Origin of the sequence: Mucilaginibacter limnophilus, from assembly GCF_004005815.1 — a bacterium.
In the GTDB taxonomy this organism is placed as follows: domain Bacteria; phylum Bacteroidota; class Bacteroidia; order Sphingobacteriales; family Sphingobacteriaceae; genus Mucilaginibacter; species Mucilaginibacter limnophilus.
In genome coordinates this window covers 892,959-914,083 of sequence record NZ_SACK01000002.1, presented here as the reverse complement: position 1 = coordinate 914,083, position 21,125 = coordinate 892,959, and the positions used below count along the sequence as shown (strand labels likewise).

The 21,125-nt window shown below is 44.9% G+C and carries 25 protein-coding genes and 1 riboswitch; of the genes, 5 read left to right on the top strand and 20 right to left on the bottom strand.

Features of this window, described 5'->3' with window-relative positions:
- Positions 1–4: 4 nt before the first annotated feature.
- The 5 genes from EOD41_RS08620 to EOD41_RS21020 form a co-directional block, all read right to left on the bottom strand.
- Positions 5–979 (bottom strand): ribonucleoside-diphosphate reductase small subunit, encoded by a 975-nt coding sequence (locus EOD41_RS08620; RefSeq protein ID WP_127704370.1) that lies wholly within the window; start codon positions 977–979, stop codon positions 5–7.
- A gap of 114 nt (positions 980–1,093) precedes the next feature.
- Positions 1,094–1,308: riboswitch (cobalamin riboswitch) on the bottom strand.
- A 346-nt stretch (positions 1,309–1,654) separates the two neighbouring features.
- Entirely contained in the window at positions 1,655–2,344 is a 690-nt protein-coding gene (locus EOD41_RS08615) for an OmpW/AlkL family protein (protein WP_127704369.1), read from the bottom strand.
- 131 nt (positions 2,345–2,475) lie between these two features.
- Positions 2,476–2,979: a methionine-R-sulfoxide reductase gene (locus EOD41_RS08610; protein ID WP_240663275.1), complete on the bottom strand. Its 504-nt coding sequence runs from the start codon at positions 2,977–2,979 to the stop codon at positions 2,476–2,478.
- A gap of 91 nt (positions 2,980–3,070) precedes the next feature.
- Positions 3,071–4,198, bottom strand: a complete 1,128-nt coding sequence (locus EOD41_RS21025) for an alpha-ketoacid dehydrogenase subunit beta (RefSeq protein WP_240663273.1) — start codon at positions 4,196–4,198, stop codon at positions 3,071–3,073.
- The gene (locus tag EOD41_RS21020) at positions 4,096–5,043 is read right to left on the bottom strand and encodes a thiamine pyrophosphate-dependent dehydrogenase E1 component subunit alpha (protein ID WP_240663270.1); all 948 of its coding nucleotides are present in this window, start codon (positions 5,041–5,043) and stop codon (positions 4,096–4,098) included. Before EOD41_RS21020 ends, EOD41_RS21025 begins: the two co-directional genes overlap by 103 nt.
- A 61-nt stretch (positions 5,044–5,104) precedes the next feature.
- On the opposite strand from EOD41_RS21020, the gene EOD41_RS08600 reads away from it, so the two are divergent.
- Positions 5,105–5,947, top strand: a complete 843-nt coding sequence (locus tag EOD41_RS08600) for a DUF4198 domain-containing protein (protein WP_127704368.1) — start codon at positions 5,105–5,107, stop codon at positions 5,945–5,947.
- Here the strand turns inward: EOD41_RS08600 and EOD41_RS20695 are convergent.
- From EOD41_RS20695 to pdxA, 14 genes are all read right to left on the bottom strand, one after another.
- On the bottom strand, positions 5,907–6,074 hold the full coding sequence (locus tag EOD41_RS20695) for a hypothetical protein (protein ID WP_164849903.1): 168 nt from the start codon (positions 6,072–6,074) through the stop codon (positions 5,907–5,909). The genes EOD41_RS08600 and EOD41_RS20695 overlap by 41 nt on opposite strands.
- Before the next feature lie 230 nt (positions 6,075–6,304).
- Positions 6,305–6,445, bottom strand: coding sequence for a hypothetical protein (locus tag EOD41_RS20690; protein WP_164849902.1), 141 nt, complete (start codon positions 6,443–6,445; stop codon positions 6,305–6,307).
- 154 nt (positions 6,446–6,599) lie between these two features.
- Positions 6,600–7,106: a dihydrofolate reductase family protein gene (locus EOD41_RS08595; protein WP_127704367.1), complete on the bottom strand. Its 507-nt coding sequence runs from the start codon at positions 7,104–7,106 to the stop codon at positions 6,600–6,602.
- Positions 7,099–8,490, bottom strand: a complete 1,392-nt coding sequence (locus EOD41_RS08590) for a LutB/LldF family L-lactate oxidation iron-sulfur protein (protein ID WP_127704366.1) — start codon at positions 8,488–8,490, stop codon at positions 7,099–7,101. The genes EOD41_RS08595 and EOD41_RS08590 overlap by 8 nt, the downstream gene beginning before the upstream one ends.
- Positions 8,491–8,633: 143 nt before the next feature.
- Complete coding sequence (locus EOD41_RS08585; RefSeq protein ID WP_127704365.1) at positions 8,634–10,241, bottom strand: M28 family peptidase; 1,608 nt, start codon at positions 10,239–10,241, stop codon at positions 8,634–8,636.
- A 71-nt stretch (positions 10,242–10,312) separates the two neighbouring features.
- Positions 10,313–10,747, bottom strand: coding sequence for a ribose 5-phosphate isomerase B (gene rpiB / locus EOD41_RS08580; RefSeq protein WP_127704364.1), 435 nt, complete (start codon positions 10,745–10,747; stop codon positions 10,313–10,315).
- 95 nt (positions 10,748–10,842) lie between these two features.
- Entirely contained in the window at positions 10,843–11,703 is an 861-nt protein-coding gene (gene tatC, locus EOD41_RS08575) for a twin-arginine translocase subunit TatC (RefSeq protein WP_127704363.1), read from the bottom strand.
- Between the two features lie 68 nt (positions 11,704–11,771).
- Positions 11,772–13,130, bottom strand: coding sequence for an acetyl-CoA carboxylase biotin carboxylase subunit (gene accC / locus EOD41_RS08570; protein WP_127704362.1), 1,359 nt, complete (start codon positions 13,128–13,130; stop codon positions 11,772–11,774).
- 150 nt (positions 13,131–13,280) lie between these two features.
- Positions 13,281–13,766 carry an acetyl-CoA carboxylase biotin carboxyl carrier protein gene (gene accB / locus EOD41_RS08565; RefSeq protein WP_127704361.1) on the bottom strand — a complete coding sequence of 162 codons (486 nt, stop codon included), beginning with the start codon at positions 13,764–13,766 and terminating at the stop codon, positions 13,281–13,283.
- Positions 13,767–13,905: 139 nt separating this feature from the next.
- Positions 13,906–14,895, bottom strand: a complete 990-nt coding sequence (locus tag EOD41_RS08560; protein ID WP_127704360.1) for a beta-ketoacyl-ACP synthase III — start codon at positions 14,893–14,895, stop codon at positions 13,906–13,908.
- Between the two features lie 20 nt (positions 14,896–14,915).
- On the bottom strand, positions 14,916–15,854 hold the full coding sequence (gene plsX, locus EOD41_RS08555) for a phosphate acyltransferase PlsX (RefSeq protein ID WP_127704359.1): 939 nt from the start codon (positions 15,852–15,854) through the stop codon (positions 14,916–14,918).
- A 16-nt stretch (positions 15,855–15,870) separates the two neighbouring features.
- Positions 15,871–16,062 carry a 50S ribosomal protein L32 gene (gene rpmF, locus EOD41_RS08550; protein ID WP_127704358.1) on the bottom strand — a complete coding sequence of 64 codons (192 nt, stop codon included), beginning with the start codon at positions 16,060–16,062 and terminating at the stop codon, positions 15,871–15,873.
- A 17-nt stretch (positions 16,063–16,079) separates the two neighbouring features.
- Positions 16,080–16,604, bottom strand: coding sequence for a YceD family protein (locus EOD41_RS08545; RefSeq protein WP_127704357.1), 525 nt, complete (start codon positions 16,602–16,604; stop codon positions 16,080–16,082).
- 223 nt (positions 16,605–16,827) lie between these two features.
- Positions 16,828–17,883 (bottom strand): 4-hydroxythreonine-4-phosphate dehydrogenase PdxA, encoded by a 1,056-nt coding sequence (gene pdxA, locus EOD41_RS08540; protein WP_127704356.1) that lies wholly within the window; start codon positions 17,881–17,883, stop codon positions 16,828–16,830.
- A gap of 214 nt (positions 17,884–18,097) precedes the next feature.
- Between pdxA and rsmA the strand changes: the two genes are divergently transcribed.
- Complete coding sequence (rsmA, locus tag EOD41_RS08535) at positions 18,098–18,877, top strand: 16S rRNA (adenine(1518)-N(6)/adenine(1519)-N(6))-dimethyltransferase RsmA (RefSeq protein ID WP_127704355.1); 780 nt, start codon at positions 18,098–18,100, stop codon at positions 18,875–18,877.
- Here the strand turns inward: rsmA and EOD41_RS08530 are convergent, their stop codons facing one another.
- Positions 18,878–19,441: a hypothetical protein gene (locus EOD41_RS08530; protein WP_127704354.1), complete on the bottom strand. Its 564-nt coding sequence runs from the start codon at positions 19,439–19,441 to the stop codon at positions 18,878–18,880.
- An 80-nt stretch (positions 19,442–19,521) separates the two neighbouring features.
- Here EOD41_RS08530 and EOD41_RS08525 point away from each other — a divergent pair, with 80 nt between their 5' ends.
- The 3 genes from EOD41_RS08525 to EOD41_RS08515 are packed head-to-tail and all read left to right on the top strand — an operon-like array spanning position 19,522 to position 20,999.
- On the top strand, positions 19,522–19,752 hold the full coding sequence (locus EOD41_RS08525; protein WP_127704353.1) for a hypothetical protein: 231 nt from the start codon (positions 19,522–19,524) through the stop codon (positions 19,750–19,752).
- Positions 19,742–20,035: a type II toxin-antitoxin system RelE/ParE family toxin gene (locus EOD41_RS21235; RefSeq protein WP_127704352.1), complete on the top strand. Its 294-nt coding sequence runs from the start codon at positions 19,742–19,744 to the stop codon at positions 20,033–20,035. The genes EOD41_RS08525 and EOD41_RS21235 overlap by 11 nt, the downstream gene beginning before the upstream one ends.
- A 37-nt stretch (positions 20,036–20,072) precedes the next feature.
- Positions 20,073–20,999, top strand: a complete 927-nt coding sequence (locus EOD41_RS08515) for an NAD(P)-dependent oxidoreductase (protein ID WP_127704351.1) — start codon at positions 20,073–20,075, stop codon at positions 20,997–20,999.
- The last annotated feature ends 126 nt before the right edge of the window (positions 21,000–21,125 follow it).

The following is a 21,125-nucleotide window of genomic DNA, read 5'->3' as shown; positions in this document are numbered from 1 at the left end:
GGGGTCAAAAATCCTCATCCAGCGAAAACGCCTTGCTATCTGCCGAGGCATTTAGTACACCACTTTTCTGGTAATCACCTACCCGTTTCTCAAAAAAGTTGGTTTTGCCTTGCAGGCTTATCATCTCCATAAAGTCGAACGGATTGGTGGCGTTGTAATACTTGTCGTAACCCAGTTCAGTAAGCCAGCGGTCGGCAACAAACTCGATGTACTGGCTCATCAGTTTGGCGTTCATGCCTATCAGGTTCACCGGTAGAGCATCGGTCACAAATTCCTTTTCAATTTCTACCGCGTCAGTAATTATTTGTGTCGCTTCTTCTTTTGTCAGCTTGTTTTGCAGCATGCTGTACAGCAAACAGGCAAACTCACAGTGCATACCTTCGTCGCGCGAAATCAACTCATTACTAAAGGTTAAACCCGGCATCAACCCGCGTTTTTTTAACCAAAACAATGAGCAGAAACTTCCTGAAAAGAAGATACCCTCAACCGCCGCAAAGGCTACCAAACGCTGCGCGAAGGTGCCATTGTTTATCCATTTAAGCGCCCATTCGGCTTTTTTGCCTACGCATGGTACGGTTTCAATGGCGTGAAACAGGCGATCTTTTTCAACCGGGTCCTTTACATAAGTATCTATCAGCAGGGCATAGGTTTCTGAGTGAATGTTCTCCATCATTATTTGGAAACCATAGAAGCAGCGGGCTTCGGGAACCTGTACTTCGCTCATAAAGTTTACGGCAAGGTTCTCGTTCACAATGCCATCGCTGGCCGCAAAAAAGGCAAGTATGTGTGATATAAAATGTTTTTCACCTGCATTGAGGTTTTCCCAGTGCTTCAAGTCATCGCTAAGGTCAATTTCCTCGGCCGTCCAAAAGCTGGCTTCATGCTTTTTATACATTTCCCAAATGCGGGGATAGTTAATGGGGAGAATAACAAAGCGGTCTTTGTTTTCGCGTAGTAAAATCTCAGTTTCGTTTTTCATCTTGCCTCTTTTTTGTTTTGTGGGAAAAGGCAAAAGACGGGTACGCCGCGTGTCCGGAAGAGAAGGGGACACAGATGAGGTAACATATCTTCGCCAAAACCCTATGCGTGAAAGTTTTGACAAGCTATTAAGGCAGGTGTCTGGCTCAGTTGGTTGATTGGTCAGTAGTCATTTGCCAGTAGTCATTGGGCTTATATAAACCCATTCACTACTTGCCATTCACTACTCACTGCTCACCAACAACACAGTTGCACGTCAGCCCATGAATTTAACATGGTTCCCTTTTAATACCGGCAGTAAAACCGGCAACCTGGATAGCGTTATGTAAAGAACTTATAAACCAAAGATAGGCGGCAGGATTGTTATGTTGGTAATGTTAGTTTTTCACATTAGGCGGAGTTTTTAACAAAATGACCGAGATGATTTTATGCAGGCGCTGATGGTGAGGCTGATATAATGTGAATTAGAAAAATCGGGTATTTATATTGCCACATTATTAAGCCTCACCCAGTAACGGCAGTGCTATTTGCAATGACCTACAAACTCTCTCCGGGTGGAGAGGGTAGCACGCACAGGGCTGACAAAACAATGATAACGGGTGAGGCTAAACTCATTTAACAAAAAGCCCGGAAGTGCGTTCACGCTTTCGGGCGACATAATAGCTATTATAGATACCTACAGCCTGTAGCCTATGCCAAAACCTATTACTAAAGGCCTTATTTTTACATCGGCCGGAATACTTTTTAATACTGATGACAGCTGCGGGTTAGAAGCCGGTGTCAAATTGGATGCGTCGACAGTAACATCGGTATCGAGAAATATTTTCTTGATGTCGATATTCAGGAAAAACTTTTGACTCAGGTCGATATCTACGCCCAACTGACCTGCAAAGGCAAATTTGTTTGCGTAATCAACATTTTTTACGGTTTTACCCTCATCGGCATTGTAAAAAATGGTGTAATTAATACCCGCACCAATATATGGGCGAACGCATTTGGCCAGCGGCAGATGGTATTGTAGTGTTAAGGTTGGCGGCAACAGCCATACCTTACCCAAATCAACATCGGCAGATGCAGGGCCGCCAATTGGCGTTAGGTTTGAACCGGTAGTTTTTACGCTATGCCTTGATATACCCAGTATAAGTTCGGCCGAGAAGTTGTTGGCGAAAAAATAGGTGAAATCAAGTTCAGGGACTACAGTGTTGCTTATCTTAGCGTCGCCACCTATTACGCCTATTTCCGCGCTTTCCTGCGGCAGTATGCCAATACCGCGCAAGCGTACGTGCCATTCGTTTTTTTGTTGAGCAAAACCTGTAAAGCCTGTTAAAAGCAGCATGCCAATAAAGGATAATCGTAGAGTTTTCATAATGATATTTAAGTTGAATCAATAATTCAAAACTATTTATCAACTCATGAAAATCCTTTGACGCAAGACATGCTTCTACGTGATGCCTATCATTCAGGCGAGGCACCAACGTCACGTTAAAAATTACAAAATTATTTCTCCAGCGGCACAAATTTCATTGAGACAGAATTCACGCAGTGGCGGACATTTTTATCGGTTAAGTGCTCACCTTCAAACACATGTCCCAAGTGTGCCCCGCAATTAGCGCAAAGTATCTCTGTGCGGCGGCCGTCAGCATCGGTTTCGCGGCGTATTGCACCCTGAATTTCATCATCAAAACTTGGCCAGCCGCAATGGCTTTCAAACTTATCTTCCGAGCGGTACAACGGCGCGTCGCAACGTTTGCACACGTAAAGGCCTTTAGCCTTGTTATTAAGCAACGAGCCGGTGAATGGCCTTTCAGTACCTTTGTATAGTATTACCCTTTCTTCTTCGGGTGTCAGTTCGTTATATTTCATGTTTTTATAATTATGCTGTGTTGTTTTTTGTTTTACAGGATTGCTTTGTTTCTTAGCGTCGGGTTGCGTACACGACAGGAAAAAGCCCATCATAACTGCAACAATAAATCCTCTAATTATTTTTCCTTTATTTGACATCTGCCCTATCCTTTTACTTAAATATACGAAATAATAGCCATGCAGATGTTTGAGTTAAGCTTGTTTACAAGCGGGTGACAAGGCGGGTTAATCAATACATCAGCAGCTTTTCCATCATTTTTTCCACCCGGTTTTTCGCCATAAACTGGTCTTCAAGCGCTTTGTTCATGGGGATAGGTGTATCTAAACTCGCGCAGCGCATTACCGGCGCATCGAGGTAGCTGAAGCAATGTTCGGCTATATACGCGGCAATTTCGCCTCCGAAACCGCTTATAAGGGTATCTTCATGAAGTATCAGCACCCGGCCGGTTTTCTTTACGCTTATTTCTACCGTTTGCTTGTCCCAGGGTTGCAGCGTGCGCAGGTCAATAATCTCAATTGATTGTTCAGGATGTTTCGCCGCGTACTCCATTGCCCAGTGCACGCCCCATCCGTAGGTAATAATACTGGCTTGCGTACCTTGCTGAATAATATTAGCCTTGCCTATTTCAACGGTATAATAGCCATCAGGTACGCTTCCGCTGATGTTGCGGTACAGGTATTTATGCTCAAAATACATTACGGGGTTCGGGTCGTCAATTGCTGCCAGTAACAGACCCTTTGCATCGGCCGGAAAAGCGGGATAAATCACTTTTAAACCGGGTGTTTTGGTAAACCAGGCCTCGTTGCTTTGCGAGTGGAACGGCCCCGCACCGGTGCCGCCGCCAGCAGGCATGCGTATCACTACATCTACAGGCTGGCCCCAGCGGTAATAGTTTTTGGCCAGATTATTTACCACCTGCGTAAAGCCCGAACTCACAAAATCAGCAAACTGCATTTCAACCAGCGCTTTGTAGCCGTTTAGTGCAAGCCCCATACCTGCCCCTACAATAGCTGATTCACAGATTGGCGTGTTACGCACGCGCTCTTTCCCAAACTCGTCTACAAAGCCCTGTGTAATTTTAAACGCGCCTCCGTACTCGGCAATATCCTGCCCCATCAATACTAAATTTGGGTAACGCTGCATAGCTTTCCGCAAGCCGTCACTAATGGCGTCGATATACCGTTTCTCAGAACTACTTTCTGTAACAGTCGGTATAAAATGATGCGGCTTGTATACATCCTTTAATTCAGTTTCTATATCAGGCACTGTATCCGGTTGGGCAAACGCTTTTTCAATTTCAGTTTCAATATCTTTAGCAAATCCTGCACGCAAACCATTGATGGTACTCTGCTGCAATACGCCCCGTTTATCAGGTATTGCTCAAAATTTTCTATCGGATCCTTTTGCTTCCACTCATCTAACAATCGCTGCGGTACGTATTTCGTGCCCGACGCTTCCTCGTGCCCTCGTATCCTGAAGGTAACGCACTCCAGCAACACAGGTCGCGGGCGCTGGCGAATGTCATGCGCTACTTCATTAATGTTATGATACACATCAAGCAGGTTATTGCCATCAATTCGCCTGCCTTCAATGCCGTAGCCTATTGCACGGTCAACCAAACGGCGGCAGCGATATTGCTCCCGTGTAGGTGTAGATAAGCCGTAGCCATTGTTCTCTATCAGGAAGATCACAGGCAAATCCCATACCGCGGCAACGTTTATGGCTTCATGAAAATCGCCTTCACTGGTAGCGCCTTCTCCCGTAAAAACCAGTGTGGCTTTTTTGCGGCCGCTTAATTTATCCGCTAACGCGATACCATCAGCCAGCGCCATTTGCGGACCGAGGTGTGATATCATCCCGATGATCTTATGTTCCTGCGACCCGAAATGGAACGAGCGGTCGCGACCCTTAGTAAAACCGGTAGCCTTGCCCTGCCATTGCGCCATCAGTTTCCACAGCGGTATATCGCGTGTAGTAAAAACTCCCAGATTACGATGCATGGGCAGGATGTACTCGTCAGGCTGCATTGCCAGTGTGCTGCCCACGGCTATAGCCTCCTGCCCTATTCCTGAAAACCACTTACCAATACGCCCCTGACGCAACAGTATGAGCATTTTTTCTTCTACCATCCGCGGCAGCAGCAGGCGCTTGTAGAATGCCAATAAAGTGTCATCATTAAGATTTTTACTGTCGAAAATCATGTGCCTAAGCTAACGAAGTTTTCAAAACTTTGTATGTTTGAATGATCTAATTAATACGCCCATGAAACGTGTGTTCCTGCCCATCTTAGCTGCTTTTATTGTAGCTGTTTCTGTAGCCGCAAGCAGCGGAAGCTTTTTACTTGCCGAAAATTTCTATCTGCATAAGGGCGATAAACTAAGTATTAAACTTTTTACAGGCTTGCAAACAAACGAGGATGGCTACCAGGGGCCGCGTTCAAAAAATGCTGAGTTCGCGCTGTATGAAGGGTCGAAAAAAATCCCGCTTACTGCTTCAATAAGCGATACTGCCATAGCGGTCAATAACTATGAAATGGCTAACCAGGGCCTTGCCATGCTACATTGCACTCAGACAGCCACCCAGGAAGCCGACAGCTACGATGTAGCACAGTACTTCGAGCATGAAGGCCAAACCACCATTTCGCAAAACATAAAGGATATGAACGCCGACATGGTGACCGAAACCCGCCATAACTTTCTTAAAACGCTGGTTAGGGTTGACAAGCCTTCAGGTGACGCGTATAGCCAGGTTTTGGGCGATGAACTGGAAATCGTACTGAAAAACAATCCATACAAAATGAACTATGGTGACGACGTGACCGCTGTACTTTACCATAAAGGCAAACCGCTTGTATCGGCACCGGTAGTGCTGTATGTAAAAACTACTCGTGGCAGCGTTTACCCTGAAAAGCTTAACACCGACGAAAAAGGACAGGTATATTTCAAACTTAGTCGTGAAGGGATTTACCTGATCCGCTCGCTATATACACCAGGTGGCAAGAATGACGAACTGGAAACCTGGTGGGCTTCATATACTTTCGCGTTCAGCAGCGCGAACGATCTGCCTAACACTTACAAAGAGTTCGGTTTCGGTAATTATCATTAATAGTATAAGTGTTGACGTCAACAGAGTCAACACCGTCAACACCGTCAACACCGTCAACACCGTCAACACCGTCAACACCGTCAACACCGTCAACACCGTGCTTCAGTTGCACTGAAGCACGGTGCATAAGCTGCCTCACCCATTTACGATACTGATTAATTCACTGTCACTGCTCCCTCTCCATTGGAAAGGGTTTGTTCAGGATTGCATTGCTGCAACGTTGTCAGATGGGGCTACAGTGCTTCGTTAGCAATGGCTTTGCGCCATATTGTGCGTTAGTGGATGTTACTTTTTCTTTTGCCGGAAAAGAAAAAGTAACCAAAAAGAAACCTCGCGGCTGCGCACTCCCGGCCAGTGTTACTGCCAAAGCAATGCCTCTGCCCATCCGGCATTACGATGCCGCATCCTTTTTAAGTTTGTATTAAGCGATTGTGTGGCTCTTTTTTCGTGACCGCAAGCAATTAATCCTACGCTGTCATGCTGAACTTGTTTCAGCATCCCTCATGCTAAGCTAAGCAATCGAATTGTCCTGAGAGATCCCGAAACAAGTTCGGGACGACGAATTGAGTATCTAAAAAATCAGCGTAATCAAAAAATCACAAAAATCAGTGGTTCAGACAATCTCCTCAAAATGACAAGTGTTTAGAAAGTATCAAACTTTATAATACAACTGCACCAAACCACTGCTAAAGGTTATGCTGTTTGTAAGGGTTAAAGGCAACCTTTCTTTCAGATCTTCAAACAATGGTTTACCGGCGCCTAAAACAATGGGGTGTACCGATAGCATCAGCTCGTGAATATAATTATGCTTAAGCATCGCAGATACCAGGCTCGCACCGCCAAAAAGCCATATGCTCTTACCGGGTTCATTAAGAATCGCTTCTACCTTTGAAACTAAATCGGCGCCGCGCACTATTTCCGCGTTTGGCTTGACGGTATCAAGCGTATCGGTAAATACATACGTTTTTTTATTGTACCACTCGTGCGTTTCATTGGCTATCAGCTCATAGCTTTTCCTGCCGATAAAAATGGCATCGGTATTCTCAATAAACGCCGTCATACCGTAATCGTCGTCGGTAAAACACCAGTCGTATTCACCATTGGGCCCTTCAATAAAGCCGTCAAGGCTTACAGCTACATTCAGTATTACTTTACGCATCGGGCTCTCCTTTCTGGCGTTCCTGCCATTGTTTACTGAACGATTTTTCGGCCACATGAGGCAACTCACGGCGCTTGCCCCAGCTTTTTTTAAACGCGAATTTCATAAGCATATTTTTCCATTTGCCGCCTAAAAAGTCGGTGAACTTACGGCTAAGCATAGCCTTTTTCCACATGGCCCAGCTCCACTTTTCAACTTTGGGCGATAAGTCTTCTTGTACAGCGTCGCGGCGATTAAGCAGCAGCATTTTATGTATATCAATCTTCACCGGGCATACCTCAGTACATTTACCGCACAGGGTTGACGCGTAGCTGAGGTGTTTAAACTCTTCCATACCCTTCATATGCGGCGTTATGATAGAGCCGATAGGTCCGCTGTAAGTGGTGTTGTAGCTATGCCCGCCTATGTTTTGATAAACCGGGCATACGTTTAAACACGCGCCGCAGCGGATACAGTACAAACCCTGGCGCTGTTCTTTTTGCGCCAGCAGATTGGTGCGGCCGTTATCAAGCAGTATCAGGTACATTTCTTCCGGACCGTCAGTTTCGCCGGGCTGCCGCGGACCATTTAAAATGGTGTTATACACGGTAAGATTCTGACCCGTGCCATGCGAAGCCAGCAGCGGCCAAAACAGATCAAGATCAGCCATTGATGGGATGATCTTCTCAATACCTGCAACAGCGATATGTATCTTAGGGAACGATGTAGTTAAGCGCGCGTTGCCTTCATTTTCGGTAATGGCAATGCTGCCGGTATCGGCAATTAAAAAGTTGGCGCCGGTAATCCCTGCATCTGCCTGCAGATATTTTTCGCGCAGTACTTCCCTTGCTTTCAGCGTAAGCTGCTCGGGTGTAGCGTCCAGTGGGGTGCCGAATTTCTCGTTGAACAGCTTAGCTATTTCCAGTGTCGACAGATGCATGGCCGGCGTTACAATGTGGTAAGGCGCCTGCCCCAAAAGCTGAATGATATACTCGCCGAGGTCGGTCTCCAAACTTTCTATTCCGTTCTTTTCCAGAAACTCATTTAAATGAATTTCTTCAGTCGCCATTGATTTCGATTTAACAACGGTTTTAGCACTGGCTTTCTGAAGAATATTAAGTATCTCGCGGTTGGCTTCGTCGGCGTCATTAGCCCAAATAACCTTACCACCGCGACGCTGGAAATTGGCCTCAAACTCTGGCAAAATTTTGTCGAGATTCTCCATCATACGCCACTTGACAACATGCGCCTTGCGCTTAGCGTGCTCCAGGTTAAAAAAACGTGGAATGCTTGCTTCCGTGGCCAAATCGTACTTACCAATACTGCTATTGATAATGTTACGATGGCTCATATCAAATGCCTTATCCTCAGCGGCTATCAAAAACTCTTCGGCAATGTTACCCATGCGGCTAATTTAGGATATTTAACAAAAAATTAAAGGGATGAGTTCGCACCCATCCCTTTATTAGTTTTCAACAATTATCCCTCCTAAATCCTCCCCAGTAGAGACGACTTTCTTTAAGCCCTCCTTTGGGAGGGTTGGGTGGGCTATTTATCAGCCGGCATATCATTTTTCACGTCAACAACCGGGCGCTCCGCGCGGTTGGCAAGCTCCCAGGCGGTATAGTAAACCAGTTGGGCGCGTTTAACCAGCATCGGGAAGTCAATTTTTTCTACTTCGTCGTCAACACCGTGGTAATCTTCGTGCACGCCGTTAAAGTAAAAAATAATCGGAATATTATGTTTAGCAAAGTTATAGTGGTCTGAACGGTAATAAATCCGTTCAGGATCGTTTGGATCATTGTACTTATAATCGATAGTCAGGTTGGTATAAGTAGCGTTTGCCTGTTCGCTTATTTTGTGCAGCGTGGTACTCAACTTGTCCGATCCTATCAGGTAGCAATAATTAGGATTATCTTTATGAGCAGGGTCAACACGACCGATCATATCAATGTTAAGGTCGGTAATGGTATTTGCCAGCGGAAATACAGGATGATCTGAGTAATATTCAGAACCCAACAAACCTTTCTCCTCGCCTACGTTACCCAGGAACAAAATGCTGCGTTTAGGGCCTTTACCTGCTTTTTTAGCCATTGTAAATGCGCGTGCAATTTCAAGTACACCTGTAGTGCCCGAACCATCGTCATCAGCGCCGTTGTTTATACGGTCGCCATTTTTACCCTGACCTTCAGGCTCTATACCAATATGATCGTAATGCGCCGAAATCACCAGCACCTCGTTTTTCAGCTTCGGATCGCTGCCCGGCAGAAAGCCTAACACGTCAACCGCTTTAACATCCTTGTTTTCGGTAGCGTATGATACGTTGATATCAGTTTTGATTGTTTGCGTTTTTGGCGCGCTGGTAGAGTCGATCTCAGCTTTTAACTGCGTATAGGTTTTACCTGTGTTTTTAAGCAGTTGGTTAGCCATGTCGGCAGTGATGCTAACAATAACAGGCTTGGTATTAACAGGAGCTGCCTGATCAGCTTTTATGGTTAAACGAGGCGCCATAATGCTACTGCCGAAGCGCTGAATGTTACCGGCAATCAACGAGCTGGTTGATAAGATCAACGCAGGGTTTTTGCTTTGAAGAAACTGGGTACGTTTACCGCGGCTAATGCTCCATTGTGATTTGGTAGCCGTACCGGTTAATAATGATACGCCTGCCTTGGTAGGCTCGCCCTCGTTTATAACCAATACTACTTTACCGGTGATATCGATGCCTTTCAGATCGTCGTATTTCTCATCACTTATGCCGTAGCCTACAAAAACAATCTCGTTTGCGTTGATGGTTTTTGCCGGTGCCGGTGTAACCGAATAAAAATCTTTACCATTGGTAAAGGTTTGTCCGCCTGCGGTAAAGTTGCTTATTTTAAAAGCGTTCTCTGTTAAAGGCACATCTAAAAAGTATGAGCCTTTTACCGGAGCCTGCAAGCCAAGCTTTTTAAACTCGCCGGCAATGTATTTGGCTGCTTTATCGGCGCCTGGCTTGCCGGTTTCACGGCCTTCAAATGCATCAGATGCTAAAATGGTAAGGTGTTTTTTCGCGTCGTCAACGCTGATGTACTGCGCATATTTAACCGCAGCAGGATTTTTTTGCGCATAGCTGCACGAAGCCGCAGCTACCGCCAAAAACAACAGGGGTAGTTTTTTCATTAATGTTTGTCAGTTTATATTAATAAAGATCCCGCGTCCTTAAAACGGGATCAAAAAATTAAACGCTTTTGTTAGCAGGAAATTTTATCGACCCTGCGGGCATGCCTGCCGCCTTCAAATTCGGTGTTAAAAAACACGTCGAGTATCTCTTTCGCTTCTTCAACCGTTACATGCCTTGCCGGTAAGCAAATCACGTTCGCGTTGTTATGGCTGCGTGCAGGCTCGGCTACCTCAGGCTTCCAGCATAAAGCCGCGCGTATGCCCTGGTGCTTATTGGCGGTAATAGCCACACCGTTAGCAGTACCGCAAATCAGAATACCAAAATCAGCTTCACCGTTTTCTACCGCGCTGGCTACCGGGTGAGCAAAGTCAGGGTAATCGGCTGATTCTGTCGAATAAGTCCCGTAATCTTTTATTTCCGCGCCTTCAAGTATAGGCTTCAAAGCTTCTTTCAAATCGAACCCCGCGTGATCGGCGCCTATAGCTATTTTAAGACCTTGTTTCATGGTTGATAAAATTATCAATAATTAATTAAAGCGTTAGTAAAGTTATTGTTGTATTTACAGAAAGGTGATATTGGTTTATCACGCTTATACACCTATCAGGCGGCAGCTTCCTCACGTTTTTTTCTGCGACGCTCAACCACACCTGCTACAATGATACCCACCTCGTACAGCAGGAACAGCGGGATACAAACTACCGTCATGGTTAAAATATCAGGTGTTGGCGTAATCACCGCGGCTATAATCATGATACCTACAATGGCGTACCTTCTGCCTGAACGCATTGTTTTGGCTGTCAAGATACCCAGGTTAGACAGGATGTATACCAATATCGGCAGCTCGAACACGATTCCTGTAGCCAACGTAAGCGTTGCTACCGATGACAGGTACGAATCAATTGTAAAATTATTTTCAATATCAGCACTTACTTGGTAGGTTGATAAAAACGAAATAGATTCGGGCGTAACCACATAATAGCCAAACAGAATACCCAGTATAAACAGCAGCGAAGCATACATCACAAAGCCGCTTGCAGCCTTGCGTTCACTTTCGTGAAGGGCAGGCTTAACAAATTTCCATATCTCGAAAAGCAGGTACGGAAAACCCAGCGTAATGCCAATGATGAGCGCCGAATTGATCTGCAGGGTGAACTGCCCGGCCATCTCGGTGTTGATGATCTTTCCGGGAATCTTATCGATACAAAAACCCGGGCGGTTAAGCCAATGGCCTATCTTGCACAGCATCCGGTAAGTGAAAAAGTCGGGTTTCCGCGGCCCCATAATCACCGTATCAAACACAAAATCGTAAAATATAAACGCCAAAATACTAAAAGCAACAATACCGATACTTGCCCTGATAAGATGCCAGCGCAATGCCTCGATATGATCAAAAAACGACATTTCGGCCTCAAGGTTCTTGCCTTTTTCTTTGATGGCCTTTACAAGTTTATTATCGCTCATGTTTTAAAGTAAAATACCCTTGCTTAAACGGGCAGGGGTATTTACGTATTATTTTAATATGTGGGTTTTTATATTCCTGTTACTTCGCTTTCAACCATTTCAAAGCTTTCCATAAACTTGGTGGTAAAATTACCCGCCCTGAAGTTAGGGTCTTTCAGCAATTTAAGGTGGAAAGGTATAGTGGTTTTAATGCCTTCAATAACAAACTCGCTAAGCGCGCGCTCCATAGTGCTAAGCGCCTCGTCGCGGGTTTGCGCTACACAAATCACCTTGGCTATCATCGAATCATAGTTCGGCGGAATGGTATAGCCCGAGTACACGTGCGTATCAACCCTTACACCATGGCCACCCGGCGAGTGGAAGTTGGTTATCCTGCCCGGCGACGGACGGAAATTGTTAAAAGGGTCTTCAGCATTTATACGACACTCAATGGCGTGCATTGTTGGCTCGTAGTTTTTCCCTGAAATTGGTATACCTGCTGCAACTTTAATCTGCTCTTTTATCAGGTCGAAGTTGATCACCTCTTCGGTAACCGGATGTTCTACCTGTATACGGGTGTTCATCTCCATAAAGTAGAAGTTGCGGTCTTTATCAACCAAAAACTCAATGGTACCGGCGCCTTCGTATCTTACAGCCTTTGCGCCTTTGACGGCAGCATCACCCATTTTTTTACGCAGCTTTTCGGTCATGAACGGCGATGGCGCTTCTTCAACCAGTTTTTGGTGACGGCGTTGTATAGAGCAGTCGCGCTCAGAAAGGTGCGAAACCTTGCCGTACTGATCACCTACTACCTGTATTTCAATATGGCGCGGGTCCTGAACATATTTTTCAAGGTACATACCATCGTTGCCGAAAGCTGCACCCGATTCGGCACGTGCAGAATCCCAGGCGGGTTCAAATTCTTCGTCGCTCCAAACTACACGCATACCACGGCCACCGCCACCGGCAGTTGCTTTCAGTATAACCGGGTAGCCAATTTTTTTCGCTATTGCGATACCTTCTTTTACTGAAGAAAGCAAACCTTCAGAACCCGGAATAGTTGGTACGCCGGCTTTTTTCATAGTTTCTTTAGCCGATGATTTATCGCCCATGGCGTTAATCTGGTCGGCAGTGGCGCCTATAAATTTGATGCCGTAATCGGCACAAATTGCTGAGAACTTAGCGTTTTCTGATAGGAAACCATAGCCCGGGTGTATCGCGTCGGCATTGGTTACTTCGGCCGCCGAAATAATGTTCGGGATATTCAGGTATGAATCTTTACTTGGCGGCGGACCGATACAAACAGCCTCGTCGGCAAAACGCACGTGCAAACTCTCGCGGTCGGCAGTTGAATATACAGCTACGGTTTTAATGCCCATTTCCTTACAGGTACGAATAATACGCAAGGCAATTTCACCACGGTTAGCTATTAATATTTTTTTAAACATAATTTAAATGTGATGTGCAGATTTCAGATGTGCAGATGTGCAGATGAATTTCTTTGCGTATCGCATATCAGCATTCAACACATAATTAAACAATTAACAAATCAGCGGGCAGACGAACATTCGCACATCTGCATATACTCATTTGCACATTTATACCGGTTCAACCAGGAACAGCGGCTGATCGTATTCAACCGGCGAAGCATTGTCAACCAATACCTTAACAATACGGCCTGATACTTCAGACTCGATCTCGTTAAACAATTTCATGGCTTCTACAATGCAAAGTACAGTACCCGGTTTAATTTCGTCACCTACGTTAGCAAATACCGGTTTTTCGGGGCCTGCCGAACGGTAGAAAGTACCGATCATTGGTGATTTGATGGTGATATAGTTTGACGTTTCAGGAGCTGAAGCTGCAGCCGGTGCGGAAGCGGTTGCCTGCTCGGCAACCTGTGGTATTGCAACAGGAGCCGGCGCGGCTGAAACAGCCTGCGGCGTAGGTATAGTAGCGTTTACTATAGTTGGCGCCTGGTTGGTTTTTATTGTGATTTTGAAGTTTTCCTGCTCAATTGAAACTTCGTTTACGCCTGCTTTCGAAACGAAGCGGATAAGATCCTGTATCTGTTTAATATCCATATGAGGTGTTAATAGGTTACTTTGTTAAAGTAATGGTCTAAAATTTTCTATTTGCTTTTAAAAGCCTACAAATATGCAGATATGCAGGCAATTATTAATCAACATTTAACATTTAATAATGTTCGGCGTAACAGGCTGATCAATAAGCCCATTTAACGTATACCGAACCCCATGTAAATCCGCCGCCAAAAGCAGCCAGTATAATGTTGTCGCCTTTTTTAAACTTGTTTTCCCACTCCCACAAGCAAAGTGGTATGGTAGCGTTGGTAGTATTGCCGTAACGCTCAATGTTTACCACAACCTTATCTGAGGTTACACCGCAGCGGTTGGCGGTAGCATCAATAATACGTTTGTTGGCCTGGTGTGGTACCAGCCATGCAATATCTTTTGATGTCAGATTGTTGCGCTCCATTACTTCGGCAGCAACATCGGCCATATTGGTTACGGCAAATTTAAATACTGCCTGGCCTTCCTGGTAAGCATAGTGTTCACGTGCATCAATAGTAGCGTGGCTTGCCGGTTTTAAGCTGCCGCCTGCTTTCTGGTGCAGAAAAGGTATGCCCGAACCATCGCTTTTCAGTATTGAATCAAGTACGCCTTCGCCTTCTTCATTAGGCTCAAGCAAAGCACAGCCACAGCCATCACCAAAAATAATACAGGTAGCACGATCGGTATAATCAATCATGGCCGACATTTTATCGGCGCCGATAACCAATACTTTTTTATGTTTGCCTGATTCAATGAACTGGGCGCCGGTTGTTAAACCAAATATAAAGCCCGAGCAGGCTGCCTGAAGATCCCATGCCCAGGCATTTTTAGCGCCTACTTTATCGGCCAAAATACATGCCGTTGCCGGGAAAGGCAGATCGGGTGTAGTAGTACAAAATATAATCAGATCAATTTCTTCGGCACCGATGCCGCGCTTTTGCAGCAGCTCTATTACGGCCGGTACAGCAAGGTCCGACGTTGCCAGGCCCTCGCCTTTTAATATCCTGCGTTCTTTAATGCCGGTACGGGTGGTTATCCATTCGTCGTTGGTATCAACCATGGTTTCCAGTTCCTGGTTGGTTAAAACATACTCAGGTACGTAACCTCCAACGGCAGTAATGGCAGCGTGAATTTTACTCATCTTCTTTTTTAAGAGGGGGATTAATGAAATGCCTGCTTTATTTTTTCAATAAGGTTGCTTTCAACCATATTTTTTGCCAGCAGCACCATGTTTTTTATGGCTTCGGGATTGGATATGCCGTGCCCTACCACAACAGGGGCGTTTAGGCCAAGTATGGGGCTGCCGCCGTATTGCTCGTAATTAAACTTATCCAGAAACTCGTCTTTAAAGCCTTTTTTAAGCGTAATAACATAAAACGACTCGGCGAGCTTTAATATTACATTTCCTGTAAAACCATCGCACACGGCAACATCAAAGCCATCGCTAAATAAGTCGCGACCCTCAATATTGCCCACAAAATTTAACAGGTTAGTATCTTTCATCAGCGGGTAGGTGGCCTGTGTAAGCAGGTTGCCCTTTTCTTCTTCCTCGCCAATGTTCATCAGCGCCACACGTGGCGTTTGAATATTGTACACGCTTTCGGCCAGCAAACTGCCCAAAATACCAAATTGCAGCAGGTTGTCGGGCTTACAATCGGCATTAGCGCCTACATCCAACAAAATACCCAAACCGCCTTTCAGTTTGGGTACAATGGTTGTCATGGCCGGACGCACAACGCCGGGTATGGTTTTAACGCTGAACATGCCGCCCACCAGCATGGCGCCAGTGTTGCCTGCCGATGAAAATGCCTGCAGCTGGCCTTCTTTAAGCATTTTAAAGCCAAGGCTTATGCTTGAGTTAGGCTTTTGTACAATGGCTTTAGTAGGATGCTCACCCATGCCTATCACTTCGGTTGTGTGTACAAACTCAAAGCAGGCCTGGTCGGCATTGTTTTGCTTTAGTATATCTTCGGCTATGTCCCTGTCGCCAATAAGCACCAGCTTTTGGTTTGGAGATAGCACCTTACAGGCTTCAATAGCTCCTAAAACTGCTGCTTTAGGGGCGTAATCTCCGCCCATAATATCTAAGCCAATCTTCATTAATTGAAAATTAAACTTATGCTACTGCTGTTTTCTCAATCAGTAATTTACCGTTGTAGTAAACGTTACCGTCAACAGTGTAAGCCCTGTGCGGCAGGTGCACCGCGCCGGTAGTTTGGCAAGTAGTTAAAGTTGGCGCTTCTGCTTTATAATGCGTACGGCGTTTATCTCTTCTTGATTTCGAGAATTTTCTTTTTGGATTTGGCATAACTTCCTAAATAAATATTACTTAATGTTCTTCAGCGCATCCCAACGCGGGTCGGGTGCGTCATCGTTTCCTTCATCATCGCCTGTCAGGCTGTTAAGCTTGGCAAGCATATCTTTATCACAGTATGAGGTGTTTCCCTCGTTTCCGCACGATGCTATAAATGGCACCGCAACGTTTATATATTCATATATCAACCCCGAGATATCGATCTCATGATCGTTTTTACCCAAGGTGATAATTTCGTCGTCTTCATCTATTTCCTCGTCACTAAACTTGGCTATCTGCTGCTCGCTTATATCCACCGTTTCAGGATATTCAGCAAGGCATTTATCGCAGGTTAGCTTTATGCTGCCTGTGATATGGAAATTCAGGATAAGCATTGTCTCCTGTTTTTCCAGCTTAACAGTGCATTTCAGGTCGGCTTTTTTAACCAGCGAGTATTCAAATTCTTCAAAAAAAGAATTGTTTACCTCGAAGTCAAAATCATGCTTCCCGAGCGCAAGCCCCGTAAACGGAATAGAATATTTTCTAAGCGATTTCAATGAGCAACAATTAGCCCGCAAATGTAGGGAAAATTCCGTTATGTGTAAAGTGTTTTTTTAATTTGGGAAGTGAGTGGTTTATTATGTTGATTAGGTGAGTGGTTCTGGTGTATTTTCCCGATAACAAGGGGTTTTAATATAGCGATGGGTTTCAAACCCATCGCTACCAGGATGAATATCTTACTTAATCAACCATTCACCTAATCACTACTCACCAATTCCATTAATCCCTGTCCCTGCTCAATTTGGTAAACACCAGCGGATTTTCATTCAACTCAACATTTTCGCGGCGATTCCGTACTATCCGTAAAGCCGCAAACAACGCTTCGCGGAAAGATACATCAGATGCCTTGTTTTTTCCGGCGATATCGTAAGCGGTACCATGATCGGGTGAGGTGCGCACAAAGCTGAGGCCGGCGGTAAAGTTTACGCCATCTTCAAAAGCCAGTTGTTTAAAAGGAATAAGTCCCTGGTCGTGGTACATAGCCAATACTGCGTCGAACTGACGGTAAGTGCCGCTGGAAAAAAAACCGTCGGCCGAGTACGGGCCAAAAGCCAGTATATCGTTTGCACGCGCCTCTTCAATAGCCGGGTTAATTACTTCTATTTCTTCTTTACCAATTAACCCGTTATCGCCTGCATGTGGGTTGAGGCCAAGCACGGCAATTTTTGGTCTGCGTATCCAGAAATCGTTGCGAAGGCTGGCATCCATTAATTTTAGCTTGGTATGAATTTTTTCTTTGGAGATGCTTTGCGACACCTGGGAAACCGGTATATGCCCGGTAACCACCCCTACACGGATATTATCACTCACCATAAACATCAGTGAATCGAGCGCGCCATCGCGCTGCTGCAGGTACTCGGTATGCCCGGGGAAATTAAATGTCTCGCTTTGGATATTGTCTTTATTAATAGGCGCGGTAACCAGCGCGTCAAGCTCGCCGGCCAGCAGATCGTTTGTAGCGCGCTCAAGCGATATCAGTGCGTATTTGCCGCCCGTGGCATTCACCACACCCGGTTCAAGCTTTACATCTTCCTCCCAGCAGTTAATCATGTTGGGCTTGCGGTGGTGTGCGTTTGAAGGATGATCGATCACATTAAAATTGAACTCGCTGGCATTGCTTAAGCGGCGGTAAAACGAAGCAACCTTGGTATGCCCGTAAACCACAGGCGTACAATAATCATATACCTTGCTTTCAGACAGTGTTTTTATAATTACCTCAAGCCCTATCCCGTTTACGTCGCCTATGCTAATACCAACTTTAATTTTATCGCTCATTATATTTTGTGATTACGCGGATTCTATTCTCGATTACACCGATTATAATTCGACTTTTCTCTGATTTAAACTTTCTTAGCTATCTAAACCTATTCTGAAAATTCTCAAATTCAACAAATTCAAGTCCAGACAATTTGCAAATAAAAGATTTTTAGGATTAAACTTCCTGATTAAAACACAAATATGACTTAATTTGCTCAATAATTAACAGCACATGTCATTAGTAAGGGCGAAAAAACATTTAGGGCAGCATTTTTTAACGGATAAAAATATCGCCGCTAAAATTGTTGATGCCCTTCATCCGGAGAAGGGCTATAAGCAGGTTTTAGAGGTTGGTCCGGGCATGGGTATCCTGTCTGACTTTTTATTGCAGAAGACTGATTACGAAACTTTTTTGATAGATATCGACACCGAATCTTACGAGTTTCTTCAAAAGAAATACCCGCAACTTGGCAGCCGGCTGATTAACGCCGATTTTCTGGAACTGGACTTTGCCGCAACCTTCGCCGGGCCGATAGCTGTGATTGGCAATTTTCCTTATAACATCTCCTCGCAGATACTTTTTAAGATACTTGACAACAGGCAGCAGGTAAGCGAAGTAGTAGGTATGTTCCAAAAAGAAGTAGCCGAACGCTGTACTGCAAAAGCAGGAAGCAAAGAATATGGTATACTCAGTGTGTTCTTGCAGTCTTATTATAAGGTTGAGTATTTGTTTACGGTGAAAGCAGGCGTGTTTAATCCACCGCCCAAGGTATTATCTGCCGTGATACGTCTTACCCGTAACGAGGTCACCGAGTTAGGTTGTGACGAAAAACTGTTTTGGCAGGTGGTAAAGGCCGGCTTTAACCAGCGAAGAAAAACTTTGCGGAACGCGCTGTCATCACTCATCAACAAAGAAAAACTAACCGACGAGCCGATGCTTGAACTTCGGGCAGAGCGGTTAACGGTGAATGATTTTGTTCAGCTAACCAATAACATATCTGCAAGCAGGTAATCAACTTGGCTGGATTACTATCGCTTCTTTCGTATAACCGTTCAATTCCTTAACCGAAGCTGCCATGCGTTTAATGAACAAATAATTGGCCGTACCGCCTATCACTGCACCAACCACCGGAACCAGCCTTTGGGCGGCACGCGCGCCAAACTTCAGCATGATCTTTTCGGCTACGGCCTCCATAGCGGTTTTGGCAACAGCAACACCGGCCTCTACCTTCATTGACGCAGCCACTACCGACATAAACTCATTAAAGTTTATCTTATAATTTCCTTTAGTATAATACATCACCGCCATAGTTACCCTGAACTGCTGAGTGATCAGGTTGGCCACATCTACAGGCATGCCGGCCATCATGGTGATCAATCCGCCGGTACCGGATAGTGCACCTGAGCCTGCAGCCATATAAGCGCATTGCTCAATAAATTTATCAAGCCCAAGCTTATCAACGCCCTTTTTAACGCCAAGTTGATCGATACGGCTAAATATTTGTTTAAACCCTTCGTGCGCAAGCCTGTCGGCCTGCTGCTTTATGTTTGTGCTGATCTTTTTAAGTGCTTTCATTTCATCTAATTACAATCCATTTACGTGCCAGAGATAGCGGCTGTTAGTATGGCATAAATAAATTTTAGGTATATTTGAATATGGACCTGCAAGCAGAAAAAATTGAACTGGTAAAACTTTTACTCGAAGTAGAGGATGAGCAAACGCTGAACGAAATAAAGGCGGTGTTACACCACGATTATGATTTTTATGACGACTTGCCTGAGGCTGTGAAGGACAGCATTGAACAAGCCCTTGAAGACGTTGAAAAAGGCAATGTGCGTAGCCACGAGGAGGTAATAAAAGAAATGAAAAGTAAGTATGGCATTTGATGTCATATGGTCGGCTGAAGCCGAAAAATCTTATTCAAAGATACTTTTATATCTTCAAAAAAACTGGACAGACCGCGAAGTAAATCACTTTGTTAAGCGCGTAAACATTCTCATAAAAAACATCACTCAACAACCTTACCTATTCAAACCCTCGTCAACAAAACAAATACGCAAAGCGGTTATCGGCAAACAAAATTCGCTTTTCTATTTAGTTCGTAATCACCAAATCATACTGCTTACTTTCTGGGACAATCGACAGCATCCAAAGAAAAATAAATATTAAGCTTACTTAATACCTTTACGCTTTAAATATTTCTATTGTGAACAACAAAATTCTCATTGTCGACGACCTGCACCCGGCATTTATCCAGGGTGCCGAAGCTAAAGGTTATGTATGCGATTACCGTCCGCAGTTTACTCTTACCGACGCCATGCAGGTGATAGGCGATTACCACGGATTAGCTATACGCTCAAAATTTGAGGTAGATAAAACGGTTATAGACGCTGCCGTTAGCCTGAGATTCATTGCCCGGGCAGGCGCCGGTATCGACAACATCGACGGTGATTATGCCGCTCAAAAGGGCCTCACAATATATAACGCGCCCGAAGGTAACGCCGATGCCGTAGGCGAACACGCTGTAGGATTGCTGCTTGCGCTGATCAACAAATTTAACACTGCCGATGCCGAGATACGCGATGGCAAGTGGCTGCGCGAAGAAAATCGCGGTTATGAGCTTAAAGGAAAAACCGTAGGCATTATTGGTTACGGCCACATGGGCCAAAGCTTCGCACGCAAGTTAAGCGGCTTTGAGGTAAACGTTATAGCCTATGATAAGTACAAAACCGGCTTTAGCGACCAATATGCACGCGAAGTGAGCATGGAAGAGATTGTTAAACATAGCGATGTGCTTAGCCTGCATGTACCGCTTACCCATGAAACGCAGCACCTGGTTGACGAGGAATATCTGTTCCACTTTAAAAAGCCTATCTTTTTTATTAATACATCCCGGGGAAAAACAGCGAAAGTGCGGACTGTGCTTGATGCCATTGGTAAAGGAAAAATCATAGCCGCCGGACTTGACGTACTTGAAGTAGAGAAGTTTCCTGCCCTTGCCGAACAGGAGTGGTTTGAAGACCTGAAACGATCAGGAAAAGTGCTGCTTACCCCCCACGTTGCCGGCTGGACATTTGAATCGTACCGAAAAATAAGCGAAGTGCTGGCGGAGAAGTTGCCGGTGGCTTTTTGACCATAGACGATGGTCTATAGCCCATAGCCGAATTATTTATCACCATCGACTATGGACTATCGACCAAATAAATTTGGATTATAAAATTTAATTCTCTTATCTTCGTTTTATATCAAAACAAGACTA